The sequence below is a fragment of the Sphaerisporangium sp. NPDC004334 genome (assembly GCF_053602655.1).
The window spans coordinates 208,303-232,681 of the sequence record NZ_JBSGDZ010000004.1 but is presented as its reverse complement, the minus strand read 5'-3'; the positions used below and the strand labels follow the sequence as shown (position 1 = coordinate 232,681).

The window sequence follows — 24,379 nt, the reverse complement described above, 5'->3', positions numbered from 1 at the left end:
CGCACGAGCCATAGGAAGGGGCCGGACATGCCGACCATGCCGACCATGAAGGCCGCAGTCGTCGGCGAGGTGAACGCTCCGTGGGTGCTGCAGGACGTTCCGATGCCGGAGGCCAGGTCGCATCAGGTGCTCGTGAAGATCCACGCGTGCGGGGTGTGCTACACCGACGCTCTGCTCGCGCAGGGTGTCCTGTCGCTCCGGCCCTTCCCGATGGTGCTCGGGCACGAGGGCGTCGGCGAGGTGGTCGCCGTCGGTGAAGGGGTGACGTCGCGGGTCGTGGGAGATCGCGTCGGCCTGCCGATCACCCAGAGGCCGTGCGGCAGGTGTGCGTTCTGCCGGGAGCGCCATCCCGACAGCTTCGTCACGGCGAACAACTGTGTCGCTCCGGTGCTGACCGGGGTGAACGTGGACGGTGGGCAGGCGGAGTACATCGCCGTTGACGCAGAAGGGACCGTGCTCCTGCCCGATGGGCTCTCGTACGAGTCGGCGGCGCCGACGGTGTGCGCCGGCTACACGGTGTGGGCCGCGCTCCGCCGTGCCGATGCCAAGCCGGGCGCGCGAGTCGCCGTGCTGGGCATCGGAGGGGTCGGGCACCTCGGGATCCAGTTCGCGAAGGCGGCCGGGTACCACGTCATCGCGATGACCCGCTCTCCCGACAAGCACGAACTGGCCCGGCGGCTCGGCGCCGACGACGTCGTGTCCGACGGTGCGGGTTTGAAAGCCGCGGGAGGCGCCGATGTACTCCTGCACACCGCGCCGACGCACGGTCCCGCGGTCGACGCGCTCAAGGGGTTGCGCCCGTGGGGCAAGCTCGTGCTCATGGGGATCTCGGCCGAGGCCACCTTTCCCCTTCCGGCCCTCGCCGTCACGAGCCACGCTTTCGAGATCGTCGGCTCGGCGCACAACGGGCCGGAGTACCTCGCCGAGGCGCTGCGGATGGTCGCCCGCGGTCAGGTCGCACCGATGATCGAGATCTTCCCGAAGGAGAGGGTGGGGGAGGCCTACGAACGCCTCCTCAAGGGCCAGTTGAGGTTCCGCGCCGTCGTCACGTACTGACACCATCGTGAGCGGACCACCTGCGCCTGGAGCAGACCGCTGCGGCGGTCTCAGGCCGGACGCAGGTAGGAGCGCATCAGAGCGGTGATCCCCTCGGGAGCGGTTCCGGGTGTTCCGGCGTTGAAGGGGGGCCGCGGGGCGTACTCCAGGCCGAGTTGGATCGCCATGGCCGCCTCCTCGCCCGCCAGCAAGGACGCCAGGTAGAGCGCCATGTCGATGCCCGCCATGACGCCGCCCGACGTAATGATCTTGCCTGCCCTGACGAAGCGTTCGTCGACCGGCTGTGCCCCGAACCCGGCGAGCAGGTCGTAGGCCACCCAGTGCGTGGTCGCCTTCACTCCCTCCAGCAGGCCTGCCGCGCCGAGGGTGAGCGAGCCCACGCATACCGAGGTGGTCCACGTCGTGGTGGGATGCGCCGTCCTGACGTAGTCGATCAGTTCGTGGTCCGCCGTGCCGCGCTTCACGTCCTTGGTGCCGGGCACCACCAGGACGTCCGGTCTCGGCACGTCGGCGAAGGAAGCGGCCGCGGTGAGGGTGACCTCCGCATCGGCGATGACGCCCGGCCGCTCGGCCACGAAGGTGACCGTCGCGCCGGGGATGTTCCGGAGCACGAAGTACGGTCCCAGCGCGTCCATGGCGTCGTACCCCTCGTACAGGGGGATGGCGATCTGCATGGTCAGCTCTCCTTGTGGTGAAATCTGCGCCGGTACTCGCCAGGCGAGATCTTGAGGTGGCGGTGGAAGACGCGGTAGAGGGTTTCGGAGGTGCCCAGCCCGACCCTGGCGGCGACGCGGTCGAGCGGTTCGTCGGTGATCTCGAGCAGTCGCCTGGCCGCCGCCGTTCGCGCCTGCTCGACGTACCGCGCGGGTGACACGCCGACCTCGGCCCGGAACACGCGGGAGAAATGGCGGACGCTCGTGTTCACCCGTCCTGCCAGAACCTCGAGCGACAGGTCGGCGTTGAGGTTCTCCTCGATCCACCCCTGGAGGTCGCGCAGAGGCTCCCGCTTGGGCGTCCGCGCGCTCAGCGGCGTGCTGAACTGACTCTGCCCACCCGGCCGCTGCAGGTACACGACCAGCCAGCGCGAGATCTCCCTGGCCAGCTCGTGCCCATGGTCGTGGGCGACGAGCGCGAGCGCGAGATCGATGCCCGAGGTGACCCCCGCCGAGGTCCACACGTTCCCGTCGCGTACGTAGATGCGGTCGGCGTCCACCCGCACGTCCGGATGCTCGCGTGCCAGCAGGTCACCCACCGCCCAGTGGGTGGTCGCCCGCCGCCCTTCCAGCAGGCCGGCCTCGGCCAGCAGCAGCGTGCCCGAGCAGATGGACCCCACGCGAGCGGACCGCCCGGCGAGCCGCCGGATCTCCGGGACCAGCGCCGCCGTCCCGGCGATCGCCATGCGGCCGGGGAGACCGCCGACGACCAGCAGCGTGTCGATGGGACCGGACACCTCGCGCAGCGGCGGATCAGCGGTCACCGTGACGCCGGACAAGGAGCGCACGGCTCCTGCGCGGGCGGCGGTGACCTCCACCCGATAGTCGGCGTCCGGATCGAGCAGGCCGGCCGCGGAGAAGACGTCGGCCGGCCCGGCGAGATCGAGCAGCTGGAAGTCGTCGAACAGCACGATCACCACGCGATGGGCCATGTCGCCATGTTCGTCCACCCGCAAGGATGGCCACAAGGACACATACCTTGCAGATCCGGCCATGGCGGGATGCGCTCATCCATGAGCACTTCGCTCGCCGCGTCCAAGGTGGCGCCCTGAAGTGGTGCTCCGGAGGCTGGGGCTCCGCCTCAGGCGCCACCGGTGCGCCGTGGGACGGCTTCGACGTGTCGACTCAGTTGGCGGGGGTCGTCTTGTGGGTGGGGAGCAGGGACAGGGCGGTCTCGGCGATCCGCGGGAGGGAGGCGGGGGAGCCGCCGGCCTTGCCGAGGGCTTCGATGCCGCGCAGGACGGCGAGCAGGAGAGCCGCGAGCCGGGCAGGGTCGGCGTCCGGGCTGATCTCGCCGGCCCGCTGTGCCGCCGCGACGCAGGCGGTGAGCATCTCTTTGATGGCGTCGAAGGTGCGGCGGGCGATCGCCGTGATCTGCGGGTCGTGTTCGGACAGCTCCGCGGTGCCCTTGGCCAGCAGACAGCCGCGCAGGCAGGTGTCGGCGGCGGTGGCGTCGGCGATCGCCATGATCTGGGCCCGCAGTCGCTCGAAAGCGCCCTCGTCCGGGCCGTCGAGTTCGCGGCGCAGGACCTCGATCAACCCGGTGCAGTAGTCGTCGAAGACGCGCTTGAACAGTTTGCGCTTGTCGCCGAAGGCGCCGTAGAAGCTTCCCTTGCCGAGGCCGGTGGCGGTGAGGATGTCCTCCACGCTGGTCGCCGCGTACCCGGCCGACCAGAACTGGTCTCTGGCGATGCGCAGCACCTGGTTCTCGTCGAAGCTCCGAGGTCTCGCCATGCTCCGCAGCCTATCGGTTCTTGACGGTATCGTCCAGAACGGGCTACGTTGTGGACGGTTCCGTCAAGAACTCGGCGCCTGGCCGGCCTCGCACGTCGATCGAGCCTGATCCGACGCCGGTCGCGTCGGACGGCGCCCCGGCCGCGGCCCGCGCGGTGCGAATCACCACCATCACGCCTTCGAAAGGACATGACATGCTTCCCATGGACGGAAAGACGGCTCTGGTCACCGGAGCCTCCAGCGGTATCGGCAGGGCGATCGCCCGGCGGTTCGCCGACGACGGCGCCCGCGTCTATCTGACCGGCCGGCGTAAGGAAGAACTGCAGGACGCGGCGGCAGAGATGGGCCCCGGGGCCGTCGCCGTGCCATGTGACGTCTCCCAGGCCGCCGACCTCGACCGTGTCATGGACGTCGTCCGCGGTGACGGCCGGCGGCTTGACGTGGTGGTCGCCAACGCCGGCCTCGGCTCCCTGGTAGGCCTGACGGAGGCCACCGAGGAGGACTTCGACCACGTCTTCGGCGTGAACACCAAGGGCACCCTGCTGACCGTGCAGAAGTCGCTGCCGTTGCTGGCGGAGACCGCCTCGGTGATCCTGCTCGGCTCGACCACCATCCATCAGGGTGTCGAGGGCATGGGCCTGTACGCGGCGTCGAAGGCCGCCATCCGCAGCCTGGGCCGCACCTTCGCCGCCGAACTGGCGCCCCGGGGCGTACGGGTCAACGTCATCACGCCCGGCCCTGTCGTCACTCCCGCCCTCGTCGGGCTGGCGAAGGAGGCAGGAGTCGGCACGGAGGAGTTCCACGGAGGGCTCGCGGCGCAGACGCCGCTCAAGCGGCTGGGCCGCCCCGAGGAGATCGCCGCGCTGGCCGCCTTCCTCGCCGGACCGGAGAGCTCGTTCGTCACCGGCGCCGAGTACGCCGCCGACGGCGGGCAGATCCAGGTCTGAGCCCGCTCGCCCGCACGTTCATGACGGGTAGGGGGCGGCGGCGCGGGCCGAGTGAAGGACGCGCGCCCACCAGGTCGGCGGCCGGCGGTGAGCGGGGTGGACGGGGGTCTCACCAGGTCTGGTCCGCCGCGCGGACGAGCATCTCGTTGACGGCGACGCGCCTGTCGCGGGTGACCATGTAGGACACGGCGTCGGCGATGTCCTGCGGGCTCAGTTTCTCCATGCCCCCGAGCTGCCGGGCGACCGCTTCGCGTACGCCGTCGCGCAGGTGGGTGGCCAGTTCGGTGTCGACGGTGCCGGGCTCCACCACGCCGACGCGCACCCGCTTCGGCTGCAACTCCTGCCGCAGCGATTCGGAGAACGCGGTCACGCCGAACTTGGTCAGGCTGTAGACCGCGGTTCCTGCGCGGGCGACCCGGCCCGCCGTGGAGCTGATCGTGACCAGGTCGGCGACCTGGCGAGGGGAGTCCTGTGCGGCGTCGATCAGATGCGGGAGCGCGGTGCGCGTCACGTGCAGCAGGCCCTCGACGTTGACCGCGAGCATCCGGTCCCACTCCTTCGCGGGCGCCTCCGCGACGGGGCCGGTGAGCATGACGCCCGCGTTGTTGATCACCGTGTCGAGCCGGCCGAGTTCGGCGACGACGCGCTCGACCGCCGCCTCCGCCTGCCGCCGGTCGGTGATGTCCGACTCCAGGACGAGCGTCGTCGTGCCGTCGGCCCGCAGTTCGTCCGCGAGCGCGCGGAGCCGGTCGCCGCGTCGCGCCAGCACGGCGACCGAGGCGCCGCCGGCGGCCAGGGTGCGAGCCGTCGCGGCGCCGATTCCGCTGCTCGCGCCGGTGACGAGGGCGACCGTGCCCTTCAGTGGTTCCGTCATGGTCCGTCCTTCGGTAGGATCTTAAGCGGAGCACCGTCCGCATAGCGCCCACCATATGCGGAGCATGCTCCGCTCACAAGCGTGGGAGGGGTCGGTGACGGAGAAGACGGCCAGGCGCATGCGCGCCGACGCGCAGGTCAACCAGGACCGGGTGCTGGCGGCCGCCACCCGGGCCTTCGCCCGCGACGGCGCGGACGCCTCGCTCAGGGAGATCGCGAAGGACGCGGGCGTGGGCATCGGCACGCTCTACCGGCGCTTCGCCACCCGCGAGGACCTGGTCTGGGCCGTCTACCGCGGTGAGGTGGACCGCATCTGCGACACCGTGCCCGACCTGCTCGCACGGCACCCACCTGTCACGGCGTTGCGCGCCTGGATGGAGGCATTCCTCGGCTTCCTCGCCGAGAAGCGCGGCATGGCGGACGCGCTCAAGGCCGCGCTCGGCACCGACGAGGACCAGCGGCTGGAGACCCGCGGCCTGATCACCGGCGCGCTCGCGAACCTGCTCGCGGCCGGTGTCGCCGCCGGATGCCTCCGGCCGGACGTCGCCGCGCTGGACGTGATGATGGCACTCGGCGGGATCTCCCTCATCGCCGGCGAGCCGGAGCGGCACGACCAGGCCGCCCGCCTGCTCGACCTCCTCATGGCCGGTCTGCGGCCCGGTTCGGAAGGGGACGGGAAGCAGGTCCGCTGAATCGGCACGGCATGGCTCCCGCCGCGAACGAGGCGTTACCGGGCCGGTTCCGCGGGTTCCTCGGAGAGCGCGGCGTACGGGTCACGGTCCTCGCCGGCCGCTGTGATCACTTTCAGGAGGCGTAATCGCTCCTCATGCCCTGCTTCGGGGGTGAACACGATCAGCAGCGGTCCGGGCGGGGGTTGCAGCGGGTAGGCGTCCCATTCGACGGCGATGTCACCGACGCGCGGGTTCGGGAAGGTCTTGGCGCCGTGGACGGCCTCCCTGACGTCGTGCCGTTCCCACAGCCGGCGGAACTCGGAGCTGCTGATGCGCAGTTCGGTCACGACCTCGACCGCCCGCGGGTGATCGGGGTCGGCGGAGACGGCGGCGCGCAGTATGCCGATGTAGTCCAGCGCCATGGCCTCCCATCCCGGGCACCCGAGCTGGAGATGCTCATGGAACAGGGAGAGGAGCACGTTGCGCCGGTCCGGTGGGAAGGCGTGGGGATCGCCCAGCAGCGCCGCGGCCAGGTCGTTCCATGCGAGCATGTCCAGGTGCCGGGTGGCGACGAACGCCGGCAGGTCTATCGCCGCCAGCAGCAGCCTGGTGTTCCTCGGCACCCGGTCCGCCGCACGGCGGGCCGGCGGCCGGGGCCTGCGCGCGAGTTGCGCCAGCCTCATCAGGTGACGTCGGTCCACCTCGTCCAGATCGAGCGCGTCGGCGATCGAGTTCAGCACCGCGTCGGAGGGGCGCGCGCTCCTGCCCTGTTCCAGGCGCTGGTAGTAGTCGGTGCTCAGCCCGGCCAGAGCCGCGACCTCTTCCCGGCGGAGTCCTTCGACCTTCCTTCTCGGACCGGGCTCCAGCCCGAGGTCCTGCGGAGTCGTCCTCTCGCGCCGAGAGCGCAGGAACATGCCGAGCTCCCTGGCCGCTGACCGCTCGTCGCCCATGCCTGAAGTTTGCATTACCGTCGCGTCGCGATGGGGGGCTTCGTCGCGATCAAGATGCGCGGAACGCTCACCGTCCGATGTCCTGCCGGCGGACGCGGCCATGAACCCGTGGGACACCTCGGCTCGGGTATGCGCGGCCGGTTCCCGCCGGCTCCGCTGATCCCGCGCTCCACCAGGCGGTTGCCGATGGTCGTGCTCGGCTCCACCGGACGCGGGGCCGCCCGCCGCGACCGTGCCGGCCTGGTGCCGGCCTGGTGCCGGCCTGACGCCCTGGTGCCGCCGCGACGCGTCCGCGGCGTCCGGAGTCGCGAGTCCGGCCCCCGCCATTTCTGCAAGTTTCACCGGGATGCCCGCCGCGCACCGGCCCCCGGCCACACCGCCGGCCGACGGCTCACGGACGCGGTCAGGCGCCATCGGCATCGCTCACCTGGGGATTCCCCGAACCACCGCAGGAGCTTTCCGCCGCGTATAGCGCAGGATCACGGCTTGTCGGTGGCCCTGCCGAACCGTGGTTCACAAGATCCAGGGAGCCCTCTGTCGCGGGCCCTACAGTCGGCGGTACGAGATCAACTCGCCGTGGGCCCCGGACCGCGTCCAACACCCGATCGATGGGAGTCGAGTTGTGAACCTCAGAACACGCATCACCGTCGTCGCGGCCGCAGCCGCCGCAGGCGCCGGCCTGCTCTCCGCCCCGGCGCACGCGGCCACGCTGATCAGTACCTTCGCCAACTCCGAGGCCGGCGGGATCTTCTGCCACGCGGTGGAGAACTACTTCGAGCAGAAGAAGGCCCAGGAGGAAGGGCACTCCGGCGACTGGTACTACTGCGAGCAGACGCCCACCAACTGGAACCTCTACGAACGCTGAGTCCTCCCGGTACCTTCCGGCGGATCGGTGGTGACGTCGACACGGCAGCGGCGTCGGCCGTTTCCTAGGCCCTGATCCGGCGGCGAGGCCGACCCGCCAGGCCGCGGGCCGTGTCCCCGCAGGGACGCGGCCCGGGCGTACGACGTCGCCCTCCTCGCGGTGCCGGCCTGGTCCGGGTCGCGGCCGGCCTGGGCCGGGTCGCGAAGCCGTTCGGCGCGCCGGCGTGAGCGGTCGCCGGCCGGAGGCCGCCCAGCGGACGGTCAGCCTGTTCGCTGGAGGAGAAGGGTGACGAAGCCGAGGATTCCGCGGTAGCCGTGCAGCCACATGTCGCGGTGCTCCAGAGCGGTCGCGCGAACCGCTTCGGCGTCCGGGCCGGGGTTCTCGTTGGCCCAGCGCAGCAGCGTCCCCGTCCAGGACCACTCGTAGTCATCCCATTCGGACAGATCACTGGTGTAGCCGTAGACGGTGTCGAAACCGGCGGCCTCGGCGGCGGCGACGGTACCTGGCAGGTCCAGCCACTCCGACGGCTCGGCGCCCAGCCGGGTGAGCGCTTCGGGCGTCGGCTCGCGCTCCCAGAACGCCTCGCCGACCAGCGCCAGGCCGTTCGGCCTCAGGTAGCGCCGCACGTGGCCGACGGTGGGCTTGAGCCCGCCGAACGCGTGCGTCGCTCCCACGCAGATCACCAGGTCGTACCGCTCGGCCACGGGGAAGTCGGCGGCCGGCCGCTCGTGGAGCCGGATGCGCTCCCAGACGCCCTGCATCTCCGCGTGCCCCTCGGCCGCCTTGATCGCGTCGGCGGAGATGTCGACGCCGTCGGCGGTCGCGTCCTCGTAGAGCGCCAGCGCCCGCAGCGTCCAGGCCGCCTCCCCGCAGCCGAGATCGAGGATCCGCGCCCCCTCGGGCAGCCGGGCCCGGCGCAGCAGCCGGGTCACGTGGGCGCCCGAGACCGGCGCGGCGATGGGATGGTCCCGATGGGCGAGACGACTGATCATCTGGCGTTCCATGGGACCAATCTGTCGTATCCCCCACACGCCGCACCAGCCGTGCCCGAGCGTCCAGAGCGGATCAGGGGTGACGCGCGGTCTTGGCCGTCTCGGCGAGGCGATCCATCCGAGCCCTCAGCTCGGCCTCTCGTTCGGCGGCGTGCAGGCGCACCTCCTGGTCGCTGTCCTCCATCGCATGCCGGACGCGCAGGTCTTTCTGGTGCATCGCGATCTCGGTGTCGCCCGTACGTACCCGCTCGGTGAGCCGGATGTCGTTGTCGTGCAGTCGCTCTTTGCTCTCGAGTTGGAGCGCCATCCGCCGGTCGTAGGCCGAGGGAGGGCTGATCAGTTTGGTCAGCACGGGGAAACAGTCGATCAAGAGGAGAAGCAGGGCGAGCAACCAATGCGCCCAGAAGACCACGGGGTGGCGACCGGAGAGCGAGGCGAGGCCTTCGAGTCGTTCGAGCACCCCCGGGTTGGCGGCCCGGGCGACCTTCCTCACCTGCTCGTTGATCTGTTCACGCACCTCGGCCTGGTACGTGGACTTGGCGGTGCTCAGCTTCCCGCGCAGATCATCGATCTCCTGAGCCAGCCGTTCCTGATGGTCGACCAGATCGCCCAGAGGGTGCGACGCGACGGCGTTCCGCCAGTCCTGCGTGTCACGGCGGCAGGAGATCCCCTCGCCTTTGATACCAGTGAGAAGCGGACCGAATTTGCCTTTGCATTCGTCGTCCGCGCGCTCCTTCTTGCCGTCCAGGTACGTCTGCGTCTTGTCGATCTGCTCAGCGACCGCGCCTTGTGTCGCTTCCGCCTTCCGTAGAGCCTCCCGAACGCTGCGCGGCGTCGTCACATTGAGCTTGTACGCGTCGCAGCCGGTCGGGCGTGGAGCGTCCGCGTCCTCGGGGTAGCACCGGCGGTAGCCGTTGATCACGGCGTTGTCGGCCTCGCGCCGGGCGACCGAGATCTGCTCGGCGATGGCGGACTCGAACACCTTCAGCGTGACGGGCTCGGAGATGACGACGCCGACCAGCATGGCGATGGCGAGTCTCGGCAGTAACAGTCCGATCCGGTAACGACCTACAACCCCGTGTGTGCTGGCGATTAGCCAGCTGTCAAACACGGCGATGAGCGCTCCCCAGAAGAGGGCCCCAGCCAGCGAACCGGCGACGGGCACGCTCAGGATCTCGTGCAGGACGACCCATGCCGCGAGCGCCGCCATGAAGGCCGTGAACAGGACCACCGCCCCGGTACGGGTGTATTTAGGGCGATCTTCTGGGACCCAGTCCATGATGCCCTCGTTGACTCCGATGAGCCGGCGGAGCATCCGGGAGACGCTCGCCGGACGGGTCCGCACCACGCCCGCCGCCGTCCTGGGGCGAGACGCCTGCGGCTCGGGCCGTGTCCTGCGTGTCCGCGTCACCTCAGCCATCGAACTCACCGACGTCCTCCGGCCTCGGCGGAGGCACCGACTCCTCGGTGGAGGCGGGAGGGGGGATCTTTGAACGTTCTTCCCCCGCGAGTTCCTGTGCCGGGGCGTACGCCGCCCTCTCGCTGTTCACGCCGGTGCTCTGCTCCACCAGTTGCTCGACGACGAACTCGCCCAGAGGGGTCTGGTCCAGATGGCCTCGCTTGACGAGTTCTCGTGCCAGGTCGGCACGGCTCTCCTCGTTCTTCATCTCGCGCTGCTGCTGCAACTGCAGGTCCTCGCGGCGGTCCTCACGCTCCTGCCGCCGCCTGCTCGCCTTAAGCTCTCGTGCGCGGATCTCCTTGTCGTACTCCAGTTGCCGGGTCTCCTTGCGCTCCTCGCGGTCGCGCTCGTCGCGCACCAGGTCACCTCGCAGCCGCTCGCGCTGCTCCTCACGCTCCTGCCGGATGCGCTCGGATTCGAGCTCCTGCGCGCGCATGCGCTCCGCGTGCTCCGCACGCAAGCGCTCCTGGCGCTCCTCCCACCTGCGCTCCTCCAGGATGCGATCGCGCTCGGCGTTCTCTCTGCGAACGTCCGCATCCTCGGCCCGCCGGTGTTCGAGCTCTCTATCCCGGCGGAGCACGAAGTCGCCTTCGTTCATCCTGCCGGCGACCATGCTCAGCAGTTCGATGTCACGGTCATCGGACAGGGCGTCGCGGTACATCTTCACGTCGTCCAGCAGAGCGGCACTCCTGCTGTGCTCCTTATCCTGCCGGTACTCTTCGTCCTCACGATCGAGTTCTCGGCTGAAGCGCCGTTCTTGCTCTGCGCGCCGGTACGTGTACTGGAGCTCGTCCCACTCCTCGTACTTCTCGTGGTTCCGGCGCCTGACCGTCAGTTCGTGCCTCTGGTCGAGCTCCTCCTGTTGCTTTTCGTGTTCCCTGCGACGTCGTTCGGCCGCCCGCCGCTCCTCCCGTACATCCTCGGGCGTGAGCACCTCGACGCTGGCGATCTGCACGTGCATCCCCGCGAAGATGGGTGGTTTGGCCTCGGCGTAGATCCCGAGTTCGATGATCGCGTTGTCCTTGACGTCGGCTACTTCGGCCGTGGACTGCCGTAGCCCTATCTGGTGCAGGCGGTGGTAGCTCTTCAGGTAGGTCTGCAGCGGGATGGTGAGGTCCCTATGGCCGCTCTTGGCCACGGTGGCCGGGTCGGTCACCGTACAGGCGAAAGTGACCTCCAGGGTGAACTCGTCGGCGCCGCTGGACGGCACGCACACGCGTACGGCGACGGGCCGCTCACGCGTGATGTCGATGACGCTGTAGCTCGTCGCGTTGATCACGTGATGCTCGCGGGAGCCCAGCGGTTTCCGGTCGCTGCCGTCGAACCTGCTCCCGTCGGACAGCACCACGACCTGATGGGGCAGCGGCATGGGGATTTCCGATATTGGGCGCCGGCGCGTGCCGAAGCCGAACCGGCTCCGTTTCTCCACTGGGAGCAGGCGGGACTGGGCGTTTATGGGATATGGGTCGTTCATTCGGTCTCCTGGGAGTTCGAGAAGATCGATTCAAGGAGTGGAAGGAAGAGGCTCACGGGGATCGTGCCGTTCCGCCGCTGAGTGAGATACCGGGAGAAATCCCGCATGAAGGGCTCGCGCTCTGTCCGAGGTAGCGTCTCGGCCAGACGGTGCAGAAGGCATCGGGTCCGTTCCTGCGTCTTCGACCCCATCGCGCCGAGAGCGCTGAGCACGTCATAGAGGGTCGCGAAGCTCGCCGTACGGCGGGGCCTGTTGCACAGACAGTGCGCCCATAACCGGGCGAGCATGGCAGGCTCAGTGCTCCCGGACATGATCTGGGAGGCTATGAGCAGCTCGTCGCCGTTTCGGAATGCGAGCACGTCGAGGGCGACATCGATGGTGAGCACCAGTCGCGGGCTTCCCACTCCGGAGTGCCTGCTGAGGCGGGAGAGCAGGTCGTTGAGCACCACCCGGTGGTCACCGGTGCCCGCGTCGCTCAGCGTGGCGTAAAGCTGAGCGATCGCGCTCCGTGCCGAATCCGACATGTCGTGCTCGGCCAGGTACCACAGGAAGCGCACGGCCTCGCTCGGATACAGCACGCCGAGGCCGCCGGAGAACGCCACCGCGGACGCCTTGCGACGCAGTCCGTTCGCGCTACGGGCCCACCGGATCGCGGTCTGACGGGCGAGCGGTGCGAGATCGTGATCGCCGCACATGAACCACAGGACGAACGAGGCCGTTCGCCAGGGGCGCCAGTCCGTCTCCGCCGACCAGGGCTGCAGGAACCGCTCCCGGATGGTGTCGAAGTCCTCAGAGGCGAGCAGGGCGAGGCCGTAGGCGATCCGGGTGCGGGTGACCGGGTCGGCGGAGGCGATGATCCGGTGCAACCAGGCGAACACCGGTTCCCAGAAGGTCTGCGGGTAGCGGCTGTAGAGGGCGGAGACGACGTGTGCGTGAAAGCCCTCGGACTTGAAGAGCAGGCAGCGTCGCGTCTGGCCCGGAATGGCGTCCTCGGTGTCGGCGAAGAGGCGCTCCATGGTGATCAGCGAGTCGGCGGGACGCTGCCGGACCGGCAGGAAGGCCGGATCTCGGCTGATGGGTCCATCCGTTTCCGCGTCGACCCCGGTGTCCACCGTCATCAGCAGCAGCCCCAGCCACTCCTCGAATCGTCGTTCGGAAACCCCGGCCAGGAAGCAGAGCACGGTGACCTCGAGGATCTCCCGCGGCGTAGGGCCCTTTGCGAACCACTCCTCCACCCGTCGTCGTTCCGCCAGATCGAGCCCGGTCACGGCGGTCTCGAGGTCGACGCCTTCGCGGAGCCGCCGGGCGAGTTCGACGACGTCGCCGAGGCCGTGCTCGGTCGTGATCGCCGCCACGGCCCTGGCGAGAGTGTCACCACGGATGCCGTGCGCCTCGAGTACGGCTCGATCCGACGGGCGTGACCACGCGACCTGCTGGATCACCGAGGACTGGACACCGCTGATCGGCTTCTCGCTTGTGATGATCACAAAGGCGTCGACGCCTTGGGTCTTCTCCACCAGGGCGTCCAGACCGAAGTCTCCGCTCTCCGAGTTGCCGTCCTCTCCCGACCAGCCGAGCACGAGGTAGGCGAAGCCCTTGGTATAGGTGTGACCGCCCAGATCTTTCAGTGACTGATCGGGAAGCAGTGTGACGAGCGGGGCGTCCGTGGTGGCGCGCATGAGATGGATGGCCGAGGTGCGCTTGCCCAACCCCCTGGTGCCGTAGAGGACGACCACGCGGTCGCGCCTCAGCGCGTGCAAGGCCTCCTCGTAGGGATGCGGGGACGCGTACGCCGACAGCGCTCGCCTGATGACGCCGGCGGGCACGCGTCCGAGCGCTCGCTCCGCCTTGTTGGGGAGGGCACAGGCGATTCCCGCCGGCCCGTTGATGTGCACCGCTTCATGGAACTCCATGTTGACGGTCTGAGAGGTGCCGGACGTGCCGACGCCTGAGGGCACCTGCCCGGCTTGTTCCGGTTCCGCCTCGTGGGACGAGGACGTCATCACCCCTCCGGGCCATTATTGATGCCGATCGTCCCTCCGTGGACCGTGACCTGACTGTGGAAGGTGTTCGTCACCACCTGCTCGGCCCTGATCTGTCCGGCGAGTGAGCGAGCCTCCTGATCCTCCGCGAGCAGCGCCAGCAGGCTCAGATACAGCTCCTCACGGCTGCCGGGCACCTCCGGGTGGCCCTTCTCCCGCCGGTCCGCGCGGATCTTGCCCCAGAGAAGGCCGAGACCCCTGGCCGCGGCTTCTGTGCCGTACGCGCCGGCCCGCTCCAGGCCGCCCGCGGACACCGCCGCCCAGAGCGCTGTGGCGATCTCGGGAAGGTTGCCGGTCATGGCCGACTCCTGTACACGTGATTGGTGATCGGGGCGTTGGAGATGCCGAAGACGCCCCCGTTGATACTGACGCTGCCGTGGAACTCGTTGACGGCGGCCCTGGTGGGCTCCGGATCGCGCGTAAGCTCGGCAGGGTCCGAGAGATCGGCGCCATCAGGTTGGTGCTGGGCAGCCGGCACGTGGATCCAGGCAGGTGCCTGGTACTCCTTCTGCTTGACCTCCACTCGCACGAAGTCGGTGGGGGTGTAGGAGGTGTGGCCCTGCTTGACCGTTCCACTGTGAACTTCATCGGAGATGATGAGCGCGAGGTTGGCGTTCTTGGCCGTTTCGATGGCTCGCCGCAGGGGGGCGCAATCGACCAGCCGGCCGACTTGGGTGGCGGCCTGACCGGCGTAACCATTGGCCGCTTTCGCGACGACGCCGACATGCACCGCGACGCGTAGCCGTAGGCGCGCCGAACGCTTCAACGGGCGGTTGTGATGGGCGAGGACGCGGTCGAGCTGGCGGACGAACGCGTCGAGGACCTGCGGCTCTGATTCGGAGGGTGGAAGGACGGCGAACTCGCCGTCACCGGACGGCTGCCGATCCCAGCCGCGTCTGCTGAGCCCGGCGGCATCGGCGGCCTCGTTCAGAACATCGAGCAAAGAGCGTTGTATTGATTGATGGCGCTGGTCGTCGCCCTTGCCGTATCCGACGACGTCTGTCGCCATCACAAGACGCCGCCCATGATTTATCGGCATCGGTCACCCCTGCGGAGATCATTACGGATGGAGATGGGACAGTTTGCCACAGGGGGAAATTCGAAATGGCGGACTGATACGGATTTGGGATGATCCGTATCAGCAATGGCGACGTAGTCTGTCCAGATCGAGAATGATCACTCGGCCGTACCTGGTCCGGGTGAGGCGTAGCCTCGCCAGGTGGCGCATGGCCTTGCCGACCGCGTCCTCCTTGGCTCCTATGAGCCGGCCCAATTCGGGTTGGGTGAGGGGGACGCCCAGGTCGAACCCCTCTTCGACGGGGTGGCCGTGCTGGGCGGCTAGTTCGATGAGGACGTGCACCAGTCGGCCGACCACGTCGAGTCCTGCCATGTCTGCTCTACGGCGGTTGGCCCAGTCGAGGCGGTCGGCGACCATCTGGGTCACGGCGTGCCAGGCCGCAGGGTGCGCGTGCAAGAAGGCGGTGAACACCTCATCGGAGATCACGTGCACGAACGAGTCCGAGCACAACGTCACGGTGGCTGACCTGGCCAGGCCCCGGAGGGAGGCCATCTCGCCGACGAGGTCTCCGCTGACCCGGACTCCGAGGAGGGTCTGCTCGCCGTTCGCCAGATCTGCTGTCACCTTGGCGAGGACGCCGTGTCCCCCAGCGGCCGAGCGCAGCAGGAACACATGACGATCATGGGCGCCCTGGCGAATCAGCACCTGCCCCCTTTTACGTATGGCGGGTGGAGCCAAGGCGAGCAATTCGTCCCTTATATCCGGTTCGAGGTTGGCCATCAATGATCCTTGCGGCCATCCGGAAATCCCCATCGCGACGCCCCCCTCTTTCGTCTGCCGCCTCAAGATACGACGTACACATATCGCATAGAGCGTCTGCTTTCGCGCCAATAGGTCGAATGTGAATCGGATTCGACCGGGAGGGGGCGCCAGATGCTCTTTCGACCCGGATTGAGAAGGGCTGGGCGGGCCGGATGCCGACGAAGATCCGCATTGGTACGAGGCGACGAGCATCCGCTCGCGGCCTCGTACCCCGCTCGAAGCGGCACAGGTGACCGCTCTGGCCGGTTCCGAGGCAGGTCGTGGCCGACCGGGCTCACCGTCAACGGGGTGAGCGGCAGGTGGATGCCCTCATGCGCGGCGTCCGCCAGGGCGTCCCGTGAAGGGGGACGCCGCTGCGGCGTCCACGCGAGTGCGGTGGCTACTGCAGCGTCGGACGAGGGGCGCCGCCGGGGAGGTGGGGGGACTCGGGGGCGAAGGTGATCACGATGTACCTGCCGTTGGCGTAGCTGATCACGGGGCGCTGGAGCATCTCGCCCACTCTGCGGGCGACCGCCTGGAACAGCTCCACCATCTCCTCGGTGTCGGCGCTCACCCTGAACCGCCCGTTGGCGAGAAGCTGCTCGGCGACGTACGGGGCGAAGTTCGCCTCGCCGCGGGCCCTTTCGTCCGCGTCCAGAGGCGTGCGCCGGACCGCGGGCCGCGTGCCGAGGGGGTGGGACATCGCTGGTCTCCTTGTGATCGCCGTCCGTCCAGCATGCCAGAAAGGGACCGATGTGACCGGCCCACGGCCGAGGAGCCCCCCGCGGGGAACCGGCCACTGGCAGGACGCCGGCGGAACCGGCCACGCGGTTCAGGAGCCGATGGTGATGACGATCTTGCCGGGGGCGTGGCCCTCCTCGGCGTAGGCGACGGCCTCGGGGATCTGCTCGAACGGGTAGCAGCGGTCGATGACCGGGCTGAGGCTTCCGTCCTCGATGAGTTCGGTCAGGGCCAGAAGCTTGCTCCGGATGTCCGGGCAGCCGACCACGTCGGCGAGGGCGACGCGCTGGGGCACGAACGGGCCGAGCGCGAGCGTCGCGAACGCGTGGCCGGCCGGCTGCAGCCATCGGCCCGCCGGGCCGCCGACGACCACGTGGGTTCCTCCAGGTGTCAGCACCCGGCGGCAGGCGAGCGCCGAGTGGCCTCCGGCGTTGTCGAGCAGCAGGTCGTAGCGCTGCCCGCTCCGGGTGAAGTCCTGCCGGGTGCGGTCGATGACCTCCTGCGCGCCGATCGAGCGGACCAGCTCGGCGTTGCGCGGACCGCAGACGCCGGTGACCTTCGCGCCGAAGGCGCGGGCGAGCTGTACCGCGAAGGTGCCCACGCCGCCGGAGGCGCCGTTGACCAGGACCTTGTGCCCGGACTGGATCCGGCCGGCGTCGCGCAGGCCCAGCAGTGCGGTGCAGGCGGCCACCGGCACCGCCGCCGCCTGCGCGAAGGACAGGCTGGGCGGCTTGGGCGCCAGCTCGTCCGCCCGGACGCACACGTACTCGGCGAAGCCGCCCCGCTTGGGCATCGCGAACACCTCGTCGCCGGGGCCGAACGTCGTCACGTCGCCGCCGACCGCCTCGACCTGTCCCGCGATGTCGGCGCCCAGGATGTCGATCTTCGGGCCGCGTAGGCCGAGGGTGCCGCCCATCAGGCGCGCGACGTACGGCTGTCCTCGCAGGTGGTGCCAGTCGTAGGGCTGGACGGAGGTGGCGCGCACCCGCACCAGCACCTCGTCGTCGCGGGGGACGGGCCGGTCCACGTCGGTGGGGCGGAGGTCGCCGGGTGAGCCGTACGAACGCAGGACGAACGCCTTCATCACATTCTCCTCATCCACGAAGGGGCAGGATCAATGTAAGAAGCGCCTGCGACAGGGCTCATCAGCCGAAAGTACGCCCGTTCGATGGCCGGACGGCCGGGAAGAGCCGGGCCGGTACGCCGATGAGCGGCCACGGCCGCGACCGGCACCATCGGCTCATGACCCACGAGAGTTCCATGGTGCGCCCCCCGTTCCCGCCGCCGCCGGCCGGCTCCGCCACGGTTTCCCGGCCGAGGCCGGGGTGGCTGATACCCGCCTCGCTGCTCCTGCTCGCCGCCATTCCGGTGATCGCCGGCGCCGTCCGCATGACCGAGCTGACCGGCGGCGCGGCGATCACCCCGCAGAACGCGCGCTTCTTCGCGGCGCCCGTACCGGTGATGCTGCACATCGTCGGCGTCACCCTGTATGGCGTCCTCGGCGCCTTCCAGTTCGCCCCCGGTTTCCGGCGGCGGCGGCTCGCCTGGCATCGCGCCGCCGGGCGGCTGCTGGTGGTTTGCGGGCTGGTCGCGGCGGGCTCTGGCCTGTGGATGACCCTGTTCTATCCGCGGCCCGTGGGGGACGGCGACCTGCTGGCCGTGTTCCGCCTCGTGTTCGGCACCGCGATGCTCGCGTCCATCGCCTTGGGGTTCGCCGCGATCCGGCGGCGCGACTTCGCCGGGCACCGCGCCTGGATGATCCGCGGCTACGCGATCGGCATGGCCGCGGGCACGCAGGGCGTCACCCAGCTGCCCTACATCCTGGTCGCCGGCATGCCGGGGGAGCTTCCGCGGGCACTGCTCCTGGGCGGCGCCTGGGTGCTCAACCTCGCCGTCGCCGAATGGGTCATCCGCAGAGGGCCGGCCGGGGGCCGACGGCGGCCTAGCGGCGTCCCCGCGGCTCGTCCCGCGGGCCGGTGAAGGGCGCCCGGTTCGTCTCGTAGGCCCACATGGCGATCTCGACGCGGTTGCGGGCGCCGAGCTTGGCCATGAGGCTGGCGATGTGGGTCTTGACGGTACTGAGCGAGATGTGCAGCTCGTCGGCGATCTCGGTGTTGGTCCGTCCGCTCGCCACGGTGGCGAGGATCTGCTCTTCCCGGTCGGTGAGCGTCTCGATGGGCCGCACCGGCGGTGCGGCGGGCCCGGTGCGGGCGAAGGTCGCGAGCAGCCGCGCGGTGATGCTCGGCGCGATGAGCGCGTCTCCGGAGGCGGCGGCGTGGACGGCCTGCGTGAGCAGCTCCGCGCCGGCGTTCTTCAGCAGGAAACCACGGGCGCCGGCCCGCAGGGCGGCGTAGACGTACTCGTCGAGGTCGAAGGTGGTGATGACGACGACGGCGAGCGGGTCCTCGACACCCGGCCCGGCGAGCCGGCGGGTGGCCTCGATGCCGTCCAGGCCCGGCATGCGGATGTCGAACAGGCACACGTCGGGGCGCAGGCGCCGCGCGAGCTCGACGGCCCGCCGCCCGTCGGCGGCCTGGCCCGCCACCTCGATGCCCGGCTGGGCGTCCAGGATCATCGTGAGCCCGGTGCGGACGATCTCCTGGTCGTCGGCGACCAGCACGCGGACGGTCACGCCCCCGACCCCTTGCGCGGCAGCGTGGCCTCGACCGTCCAGCCGCCTTCGGGATCGGGCCCGGCCACGCAGGCGCCGCCGAGCAGGTCGGCACGCTCGACCATGCCGATGATCCCGTACCCGGGGGAGCCCGAGGGGCGTACCGGGCCGGTGTCGCCGTCGTCGTGCACGCGCAGGCGCACGGTCGTGTCGTCGGCGGTGAGGTGGACCTGTACGCGGGTGGCGTTACGCGCGTGCCGCAGGGCGTTGGTGACCGACTCCTGGGCGAGCCGGTAGACCGCGGCCGCCACCGACGGGGGGACGTCGCCGAGGTCGCCCGCCATCTCCACCTCGACGGGCGGCCCGGAACGGCCCGGATTCGCGAGCTCCCGGAGATCGGTGAGGCCCCGGCCGGGCGTCAGGTCGGCGGGCCGGTCACGGCGCAGGACGCGCACCATGGCGCGCATCTCGTCCAGGGCGCGCGCCGCCTCGGCCTCGATCACCTGGAGCGCCTCGGTCGCGGCGCCCGGGCGTGCGGCAGACGTCGCCAGGCCCGCCTGGGCGCGGATCGCCATCGCCGAGACGTGATGGGCGACGGTGTCGTGCAGGTCGCGGGCCAGTTGCTCGCGTTCGAGGAGTTTGACCTGGTCCAGCTCCCGCATCCGCGCCGTGGTCCGGTACCGGAACGTGCCGCCCAGGGCGGTGGCCGCGCACATGATGGCGAGCCCGCCCCCCGCGTCGCCGGACGCCATGCGGTGGGTCGCGAGCGCGAGGGCGAGCGAGGCCAGCATGATCAGCGCTCCGGTGACCGCCTCGCGGCCCGAGCCCCAGCGGAACAGCGCGTAGACCACGAGCAGCAGGTAGCCCTGGGTGTTGGTCTCCGGCGACGCTCCGCCGGCGAGTAGCGGGGCGAGGTTCGTGACGCCGAAGACGATGACGATCATCATGAGCGGATGGGTGCGGCGCCACAGCAGCGTGGGCACCAGCCCCAGCGTGATGGCCACCGAGAGGGCGCGCCACGGCAGGTCGGATCGCACGATGCCTTCGAGCACCGCGAGCGGCACGAGCACGCCCACGAGCGCCCAGTCACGCCACACCCGCCGCGGCGGATCCGGAGGACGGGGTTCGTCCCACACCGAGCGAAGGAGGGCGCGCACGAGGTCATCGTACGAGAGCTCGCGTTCCTTGTGACCGGCCCAAAGGAGGAGAACCGGCGCACCTTCCGCGGTGGCCCGGCCGTTCGCGGACGGCGGTCAGGTGCCGGCGGTCATCCGCTGGGTGCCGATGACCCTGAGGAGCTGGAGGGCCTGGTAGGCGGACGATCCGGGTTCGGCGGTGAACACGACCACCTGCTGCTCCTGGTCGGGCACGGTCAGGACGTCGAAGTCCAGCTCGATCGGCCCCACCTGCGGGTGGCGGACGGTCTGGCGCAGATGCCGCTCGATGTGGAACCCATGGGAGTTCCACAGGGCGGCGAACTCCTCGCTCCCGGCGATCAGCTCGGCCACCAGGCCCTCCAGCTCGGGGTTGCCGGGATAGCGGGTGACCGCCATGCGCAGGTAGCTGACGGCCGTGACGACGAACCGCTCCTCGGTGCCCATGCCGTAGTGCCGCCGCTCCGGGTCCGGATGCAGGAAGTACCGCCGGATGATGTTGCGTTCCTGTCCCGCCAGGGCGGAGAAGTCCTCGAACAGGGCCGCGGCCAGCGGGTTCCAGGCCAGCACGCGGCAGGTCTGGTCCACGACGATGGCGGCGGCGTCGGTCAGCCGGTTGACCAGGTTGAGCGTGCTCGGCTGCACCTCGCGGACCGGGCCGGAGGCGTCGCTCTCGTCCCTCTCGCCGGCCAGGTGGAACAGGTGGGCGCGTTCCTGGCCGGACAGGCGCAACGCGCGGGCGATGCCGTCGAGCACGCGCCGGGACGGATGCCTGCCGCGGGCCTGCTCCAGCCTGCTGTAGTGGTCGACCGAGATGTAGGCGAGCTGGGCGACCTCCTCGCGGCGCAGGCCCGGTGTGCGCCGGCGGGGTCCGTGGGGCAGTCCCACGTCCGCGGGCGCGACCCGTTCGCGCTTGTTGCGCAGGAACTCCGCCAGGGCACGTCTGTCCATGTCGTCCACGGTATGCCGGATTCCGGCGCCCAGCCACGGACTCCCGGTCCCTGGCTCCGCGGTGCCGCGAGGGGTGACGGTGATGGTGCGCCCACCCGCGGCGGCCGTCTCCCGGCCACCGCACCCGGGGCAGCGGCGCATCATCACGAAAGGGACGGCGATCCATGCGCATCTTCATCACCGGAGCGAGCGGGTATCTCGGCGGGGTCGTCGCCGGGCGTCTGGTCAAGGCAGGTCACGAGGTGGCCGCCCTGGCCAGGTCCGGCCAGGCGCGCGAGCGTGTCGAGGAACTGGGCGCCACGGCGGTGCCCGGCGGGCTGCGCGACCTGGACGTGCTGCGCGCCGCCGCGGCGGACGCCGGCGCCGTCGTCCACGCCGCGGTGGACTACGCCGACCCCGAGATGGGCGCGATCGAGCACGACGCGCTCGGGGCGCTGCTGGGCGGGCTGCGCGAAGGCGGCGTGTTCCTCTACACCAGCACCGGGCTGGTCTATCCGGACACCCAAGGCGTCACGGTGGACGAGGACCACCCCGTGGACCCGGACGCCTCGCCGCAGCCGTACAAGATCCTCGGCGAACGGCGGGTGCTGGCGGACGGGCACGTCAGGGGCATGGTGATCCGGGCGTCGCTGGTCTACGGACGGGGCGGTTCCGGGCTGTTGCAGGGCATGCTGGCCTCGGCCCGGCAGCAGGGCGTGGCCGCCTACGTCGGCGAGGGCTCCAACGCGTGGTCTTCGGTGCACGTCGACGACCTGGCCGAGCTGTACCTGACCATGCTGGAGCGGCCCGCGTCCGGCGTCGTCGTCAACGCCGCCGCGGGGGAGTCGGCGCCGATGCGGCGGATCGTCGAGGCGGTCGCCGCTTCGGCCGGGGCCGGCGCCGTGTCGATCACGCTGGAGCAGGCGGTGGCGGCGATGGGGCCGCTCGCCGCCGTGCTCACCCGTTCGTCGCCGCTGGACTCCTCGCGGGCCCGGCGGCTGTTCGGCTGGGCCCCGTCGGAGCCCGGGCTCCTGGAGGAGCTGACCGCCGGCTCCTACGCGCCCCCGCAGGTCGGCTAGCCCGGGAAGGGCACGTGCTTGCGGTAAGTCTCGCAAGAAATCGGTGGGTTTCTGCACCGAGTCAGCAGAATCACGAAAGTAATTCGCAGGGTCTTGTGGGGTGGGGGACGGGGGACCTACTGTCACCTCACCCTCAGGGTGCCCACCGCGGCGTCCTGAAGGCGCTCACCCCCCGAGAGAAACGAGCACGCGATGGTGCGCAGCATCACCGGTACCGTGACCAGGTCGTACGGCGGGCCACCACGAAGCAGGGCGATCGCGGCGGCGACCGCGGCCGGGGTCGCCCTCAGCGTCGCGCTCGGCGGCGGCTCAGCCCTCGCCGGCACGCGCGCCACGGGCGTCCCGGCCCCCGCCGTGACCCGTGCCGCGCTCGACCCCGCGCTCGTCGCGGGCCGCGGCGCCGATGTCCGGTTCGCCGAGCAGGAGGCCGAGAACGCCGCGACGAACGGCACGCTCATCGGCCCCGAGCGCACCGCCTACACGCTGCCCGCCGAGGCGTCCGGCCGCAAGGCGGTCAGGCTGACCCCCGGACGGTACGTCGAGTTCACGCTGCCGGCCGCCGCCAACGCCATCACCGTGCGCTACAGCATTCCCGACGCGCCGGCGGGCGGCGGCATCACCGCGCCGCTGGACGTCACGGTGAACGGCGGGGCCAAGAAGACCATGACGCTCACCTCGCAGTACTCCTGGCTCTACAACCAGTACCCCTTCAGCAACGATCCCGGCGCCGACCTGCTGCACCCCGACTGGTGGATCACCGAGTGCGGCTGCGTGCCCGCCGCCACCACGCCCGCGCCCACCATCGCCAAGCCGTTCCGCCCGAGCCACTTCTACGACGAGCAGCGGCTCCTGCTGGGCAGGACTTACAAGGCGGGCGACAAGGTGCGGCTCACCGCCCCCGCCGGCGGCGCCGCCGCGTGGACGGTGATCGACCTGCTGGACTCCGAGCTGGTCGGGGCGCCGCACGTCCGGCTCGTCGCGGCGAACGTGCTCGCCTTCGGCGCCGACCCGCTCGGCCGCCGCGACTCCGCGGGCGCGTTCGACAAGGCGATCGCCTTCGCCAGGCGCAATCACCTCAAGGTCTACATCCCGCCGGGCACCTACCAGGTGAACCGCCACATCATCGTCGACGAGGTGACGATCGAGGGCGCCGGGAGCTGGTACACGATCATCAAGGGCCACGAGGTCGCCCTGAGCACGCCGGCCCCGGACGGGTCGGTGCACACCGGCGTCGGCTTCTACGGCAAGGACGCCTCGGCCGGCGGCAGCAGGAACGTCCACCTGTCCGGCTTCGCCATCGAGGGTGACGTACGCGAGCGCGTCGACACCGACCAGGTGAACGGCGTCGGCGGCGCGCTGAGCGACTCCACCGTCGAGGGCCTGCACATCCGGCACACCAAGGTCGGCATGTGGTTCGACGGGCCGATGAAGAACCTGCGGATCACGGGCAACGTCATCGTCGACCAGATCGCCGACGGGCTGAACTTCCACACCGGCGTCACCGACTCGCTCGCCGCGCACAACTTCGTCCGCAACTCCGGGGACGACGCCCTGGCCATGTGGTCGGAGAAGACCGCGAACGCCCGCAACACCTTCGACCACAACACCGTGCAGACCCCTGTGCTGGCCAACGGCATCGCCGTCTACGGCGGGACCGACACCACGATCTCCGGCAACCTGGTCGCCGACCCGATCAGGGAGGGCAGCGCCATCCAGGTGGGGTCGCGGTTCGGCGCCGAGCCGTTCGCCGGGCACCTGAAGGTCACCGACAACACCACGGTCAGGGCCGGCACCTACGAGCTCAACTGGAACATCGGCCTGGGCGCCATCTGGTTCTACGCCCTGGAGAGGAGCATCGACGCCGACATCCAGGTGACCGGGGACCACTTCCTCGACAACACCTACAACGCGATCATGCTGGTGAGCGAGTGGTCGGTGAAGGACCTGTACTCCATCGACAACGTGCGCTTCAAGGACATCAGGGTGGACGGCACCGGCACCTCGGTGATCAGCGCCCGGGTGAAGGGCTCGGCGTCGTTCGAGAACGTGGACGCGCGCGACGTCGGCGCGGTCGGCGTCAACAATTGCGGCTCGTTCGGGTTCCCCGCCACCGGCTCGGAGTTCTCGCTGACCGACCTCGGCGGCAACGACGGCGGCGGCACCACCGGCCCCTGGCTGGCCCCCTGGGAGCTGCCCAACACCATCACCTGCGACGACCGTCCCCCGGTCGTGGCGCCACCGGCCCCTTCCCCGTGGTGACCCGCGCCGG

Annotated in this window: 24 protein-coding genes; 7 read left to right on the top strand and 17 right to left on the bottom strand. The window is 70.3% G+C overall.

The genetic code is table 11. The annotated features are described in order from the left end of the window. Nucleotides 1-45: 45 nt before the first annotated feature. On the top strand, nt 46-1,056 hold the full coding sequence (locus ACWEN6_RS06470) for an alcohol dehydrogenase catalytic domain-containing protein (protein ID WP_452569272.1): 1,011 nt from the start codon (nt 46-48) through the stop codon (nt 1,054-1,056). A 50-nt stretch (nt 1,057-1,106) separates the two neighbouring features. Here the strand turns inward: ACWEN6_RS06470 and ACWEN6_RS06465 are convergent, their stop codons facing one another. The 3 genes from ACWEN6_RS06465 to ACWEN6_RS06455 all read right to left on the bottom strand — a co-directional run bounded on the left by ACWEN6_RS06465 (nt 1,107) and on the right by ACWEN6_RS06455 (nt 3,503). Beyond that, nucleotides 1,107-1,730: a DJ-1/PfpI family protein gene (locus ACWEN6_RS06465; protein ID WP_452569271.1), complete on the bottom strand. Its 624-nt coding sequence runs from the start codon at nt 1,728-1,730 to the stop codon at nt 1,107-1,109. Nucleotides 1,731-1,732: 2 nt separating this feature from the next. Then, on the bottom strand, nt 1,733-2,701 hold the full coding sequence (locus tag ACWEN6_RS06460; RefSeq protein WP_452569270.1) for a GlxA family transcriptional regulator: 969 nt from the start codon (nt 2,699-2,701) through the stop codon (nt 1,733-1,735). A 193-nt stretch (nt 2,702-2,894) separates the two neighbouring features. Further along, nucleotides 2,895-3,503 (bottom strand): TetR/AcrR family transcriptional regulator, encoded by a 609-nt coding sequence (locus ACWEN6_RS06455; protein WP_452569269.1) that lies wholly within the window; start codon nt 3,501-3,503, stop codon nt 2,895-2,897. Nucleotides 3,504-3,697: 194 nt separating this feature from the next. On the opposite strand from ACWEN6_RS06455, the gene ACWEN6_RS06450 reads away from it, so the two are divergent. After that, nucleotides 3,698-4,450: an SDR family NAD(P)-dependent oxidoreductase gene (locus ACWEN6_RS06450; RefSeq protein WP_452569268.1), complete on the top strand. Its 753-nt coding sequence runs from the start codon at nt 3,698-3,700 to the stop codon at nt 4,448-4,450. Nucleotides 4,451-4,559: 109 nt separating this feature from the next. On the opposite strand, the gene ACWEN6_RS06445 is transcribed toward ACWEN6_RS06450, so the two are convergent. Then, the gene (locus ACWEN6_RS06445) at nt 4,560-5,324 is read right to left on the bottom strand and encodes an SDR family NAD(P)-dependent oxidoreductase (protein WP_452569267.1); all 765 of its coding nucleotides are present in this window, start codon (nt 5,322-5,324) and stop codon (nt 4,560-4,562) included. Nucleotides 5,325-5,418: 94 nt separating this feature from the next. Between ACWEN6_RS06445 and ACWEN6_RS06440 the strand changes: the two genes are divergently transcribed. Further along, on the top strand, nt 5,419-6,015 hold the full coding sequence (locus ACWEN6_RS06440; protein ID WP_452569266.1) for a TetR/AcrR family transcriptional regulator: 597 nt from the start codon (nt 5,419-5,421) through the stop codon (nt 6,013-6,015). Nucleotides 6,016-6,050: 35 nt separating this feature from the next. Here ACWEN6_RS06440 and ACWEN6_RS06435 read toward each other — a convergent pair whose 3' ends face one another. Continuing rightward, a complete protein-coding gene (locus ACWEN6_RS06435; RefSeq protein WP_452569265.1) occupies nt 6,051-6,944 on the bottom strand; it encodes a helix-turn-helix transcriptional regulator in 894 nt (297 codons plus the stop codon). A gap of 622 nt (nt 6,945-7,566) precedes the next feature. Here ACWEN6_RS06435 and ACWEN6_RS06430 point away from each other — a divergent pair. Further along, the gene (locus ACWEN6_RS06430) at nt 7,567-7,809 is read left to right on the top strand and encodes a hypothetical protein (RefSeq protein WP_452569264.1); all 243 of its coding nucleotides are present in this window, start codon (nt 7,567-7,569) and stop codon (nt 7,807-7,809) included. A gap of 260 nt (nt 7,810-8,069) precedes the next feature. On the opposite strand, the gene ACWEN6_RS06425 is transcribed toward ACWEN6_RS06430, so the two are convergent. The 9 genes from ACWEN6_RS06425 to ACWEN6_RS06385 form a co-directional block, all read right to left on the bottom strand. Continuing rightward, nucleotides 8,070-8,813, bottom strand: a complete 744-nt coding sequence (locus tag ACWEN6_RS06425) for an SAM-dependent methyltransferase (protein WP_354917258.1) — start codon at nt 8,811-8,813, stop codon at nt 8,070-8,072. Between the two features lie 61 nt (nt 8,814-8,874). Continuing rightward, nucleotides 8,875-10,116, bottom strand: a complete 1,242-nt coding sequence (locus ACWEN6_RS06420; RefSeq protein WP_452569263.1) for a DUF4407 domain-containing protein — start codon at nt 10,114-10,116, stop codon at nt 8,875-8,877. 97 nt (nt 10,117-10,213) lie between these two features. Continuing rightward, a complete protein-coding gene (locus ACWEN6_RS06415) occupies nt 10,214-11,734 on the bottom strand; it encodes a hypothetical protein (RefSeq protein ID WP_452569262.1) in 1,521 nt (506 codons plus the stop codon). Further along, a complete protein-coding gene (locus tag ACWEN6_RS06410; RefSeq protein WP_452569261.1) occupies nt 11,731-13,470 on the bottom strand; it encodes a hypothetical protein in 1,740 nt (579 codons plus the stop codon). Before ACWEN6_RS06410 ends, ACWEN6_RS06415 begins: the two co-directional genes overlap by 4 nt. A gap of 266 nt (nt 13,471-13,736) precedes the next feature. Then, a complete protein-coding gene (locus ACWEN6_RS06405) occupies nt 13,737-14,075 on the bottom strand; it encodes a hypothetical protein (RefSeq protein ID WP_452569260.1) in 339 nt (112 codons plus the stop codon). Then, nucleotides 14,072-14,785: a hypothetical protein gene (locus ACWEN6_RS06400; protein WP_452569259.1), complete on the bottom strand. Its 714-nt coding sequence runs from the start codon at nt 14,783-14,785 to the stop codon at nt 14,072-14,074. Before ACWEN6_RS06400 ends, ACWEN6_RS06405 begins: the two co-directional genes overlap by 4 nt. A 129-nt stretch (nt 14,786-14,914) precedes the next feature. Next, nucleotides 14,915-15,574: a Crp/Fnr family transcriptional regulator gene (locus tag ACWEN6_RS06395; RefSeq protein ID WP_452569258.1), complete on the bottom strand. Its 660-nt coding sequence runs from the start codon at nt 15,572-15,574 to the stop codon at nt 14,915-14,917. Between the two features lie 421 nt (nt 15,575-15,995). Continuing rightward, on the bottom strand, nt 15,996-16,298 hold the full coding sequence (locus ACWEN6_RS06390; RefSeq protein WP_452569257.1) for a hypothetical protein: 303 nt from the start codon (nt 16,296-16,298) through the stop codon (nt 15,996-15,998). A gap of 129 nt (nt 16,299-16,427) precedes the next feature. Further along, nucleotides 16,428-17,420 carry an NAD(P)-dependent alcohol dehydrogenase gene (locus ACWEN6_RS06385; protein ID WP_452569256.1) on the bottom strand — a complete coding sequence of 331 codons (993 nt, stop codon included), beginning with the start codon at nt 17,418-17,420 and terminating at the stop codon, nt 16,428-16,430. A 158-nt stretch (nt 17,421-17,578) separates the two neighbouring features. On the opposite strand from ACWEN6_RS06385, the gene ACWEN6_RS06380 reads away from it, so the two are divergent. Continuing rightward, the gene (locus ACWEN6_RS06380) at nt 17,579-18,316 is read left to right on the top strand and encodes a DUF2306 domain-containing protein (RefSeq protein WP_452569255.1); all 738 of its coding nucleotides are present in this window, start codon (nt 17,579-17,581) and stop codon (nt 18,314-18,316) included. On the opposite strand, the gene ACWEN6_RS06375 is transcribed toward ACWEN6_RS06380, so the two are convergent. The 3 genes from ACWEN6_RS06375 to ACWEN6_RS06365 form a co-directional block, all read right to left on the bottom strand. Continuing rightward, complete coding sequence (locus tag ACWEN6_RS06375) at nt 18,279-18,968, bottom strand: response regulator (RefSeq protein WP_452569254.1); 690 nt, start codon at nt 18,966-18,968, stop codon at nt 18,279-18,281. The two genes, ACWEN6_RS06380 and ACWEN6_RS06375, sit on opposite strands and share 38 nt — an antisense overlap. Further along, nucleotides 18,965-20,104 (bottom strand): sensor histidine kinase, encoded by a 1,140-nt coding sequence (locus ACWEN6_RS06370; protein WP_452569253.1) that lies wholly within the window; start codon nt 20,102-20,104, stop codon nt 18,965-18,967. The genes ACWEN6_RS06375 and ACWEN6_RS06370 overlap by 4 nt, the downstream gene beginning before the upstream one ends. Before the next feature lie 96 nt (nt 20,105-20,200). Beyond that, nucleotides 20,201-21,052, bottom strand: coding sequence for a helix-turn-helix transcriptional regulator (locus ACWEN6_RS06365; protein ID WP_452569252.1), 852 nt, complete (start codon nt 21,050-21,052; stop codon nt 20,201-20,203). Between the two features lie 164 nt (nt 21,053-21,216). On the opposite strand from ACWEN6_RS06365, the gene ACWEN6_RS06360 reads away from it, so the two are divergent. Together ACWEN6_RS06360 and ACWEN6_RS06355 are read left to right on the top strand one after the other, a co-directional pair. Further along, nucleotides 21,217-22,110, top strand: coding sequence for an NAD-dependent epimerase/dehydratase family protein (locus tag ACWEN6_RS06360; RefSeq protein ID WP_452569251.1), 894 nt, complete (start codon nt 21,217-21,219; stop codon nt 22,108-22,110). Nucleotides 22,111-22,302: 192 nt separating this feature from the next. Beyond that, entirely contained in the window at nt 22,303-24,369 is a 2,067-nt protein-coding gene (locus ACWEN6_RS06355) for a glycosyl hydrolase family 28-related protein (protein WP_452569250.1), read from the top strand. The last annotated feature ends 10 nt before the right edge of the window (nt 24,370-24,379 follow it).

Bases quoted from the DNA above. Each gene is read 5' to 3' on its own strand.
- ACWEN6_RS06470 (WP_452569272.1), top strand. From the start codon at position 46: ATGAAGGCCGCAGTCGTCGGCGAGGTGAACGCTCCGTGGGTGCTGCAG.
- ACWEN6_RS06465 (WP_452569271.1), bottom strand. From the start codon at position 1,730: ATGCAGATCGCCATCCCCCTGTACGAGGGGTACGACGCCATGGACGCG.
- ACWEN6_RS06460 (WP_452569270.1), bottom strand. From the start codon at position 2,701: ATGGCCCATCGCGTGGTGATCGTGCTGTTCGACGACTTCCAGCTGCTC.
- ACWEN6_RS06455 (WP_452569269.1), bottom strand. From the start codon at position 3,503: ATGGCGAGACCTCGGAGCTTCGACGAGAACCAGGTGCTGCGCATCGCC.
- ACWEN6_RS06450 (WP_452569268.1), top strand. From the start codon at position 3,698: ATGCTTCCCATGGACGGAAAGACGGCTCTGGTCACCGGAGCCTCCAGC.
- ACWEN6_RS06445 (WP_452569267.1), bottom strand. From the start codon at position 5,324: ATGACGGAACCACTGAAGGGCACGGTCGCCCTCGTCACCGGCGCGAGC.
- ACWEN6_RS06435 (WP_452569265.1), bottom strand. From the start codon at position 6,944: ATGGGCGACGAGCGGTCAGCGGCCAGGGAGCTCGGCATGTTCCTGCGC.
- ACWEN6_RS06425 (WP_354917258.1), bottom strand. From the start codon at position 8,813: ATGGAACGCCAGATGATCAGTCGTCTCGCCCATCGGGACCATCCCATC.
- ACWEN6_RS06420 (WP_452569263.1), bottom strand. From the start codon at position 10,116: ATGCTCCGCCGGCTCATCGGAGTCAACGAGGGCATCATGGACTGGGTC.
- ACWEN6_RS06415 (WP_452569262.1), bottom strand. From the start codon at position 11,734: ATGAACGACCCATATCCCATAAACGCCCAGTCCCGCCTGCTCCCAGTG.
- ACWEN6_RS06405 (WP_452569260.1), bottom strand. From the start codon at position 14,075: ATGACCGGCAACCTTCCCGAGATCGCCACAGCGCTCTGGGCGGCGGTG.
- ACWEN6_RS06400 (WP_452569259.1), bottom strand. From the start codon at position 14,785: ATGGCGACAGACGTCGTCGGATACGGCAAGGGCGACGACCAGCGCCAT.
- ACWEN6_RS06395 (WP_452569258.1), bottom strand. From the start codon at position 15,574: ATGGCCAACCTCGAACCGGATATAAGGGACGAATTGCTCGCCTTGGCT.
- ACWEN6_RS06390 (WP_452569257.1), bottom strand. From the start codon at position 16,298: ATGTCCCACCCCCTCGGCACGCGGCCCGCGGTCCGGCGCACGCCTCTG.
- ACWEN6_RS06385 (WP_452569256.1), bottom strand. From the start codon at position 17,420: ATGAAGGCGTTCGTCCTGCGTTCGTACGGCTCACCCGGCGACCTCCGC.
- ACWEN6_RS06380 (WP_452569255.1), top strand. From the start codon at position 17,579: ATGACCCACGAGAGTTCCATGGTGCGCCCCCCGTTCCCGCCGCCGCCG.
- ACWEN6_RS06365 (WP_452569252.1), bottom strand. From the start codon at position 21,052: ATGGACAGACGTGCCCTGGCGGAGTTCCTGCGCAACAAGCGCGAACGG.
- ACWEN6_RS06360 (WP_452569251.1), top strand. From the start codon at position 21,217: ATGCGCATCTTCATCACCGGAGCGAGCGGGTATCTCGGCGGGGTCGTC.
- ACWEN6_RS06355 (WP_452569250.1), top strand. From the start codon at position 22,303: ATGGTGCGCAGCATCACCGGTACCGTGACCAGGTCGTACGGCGGGCCA.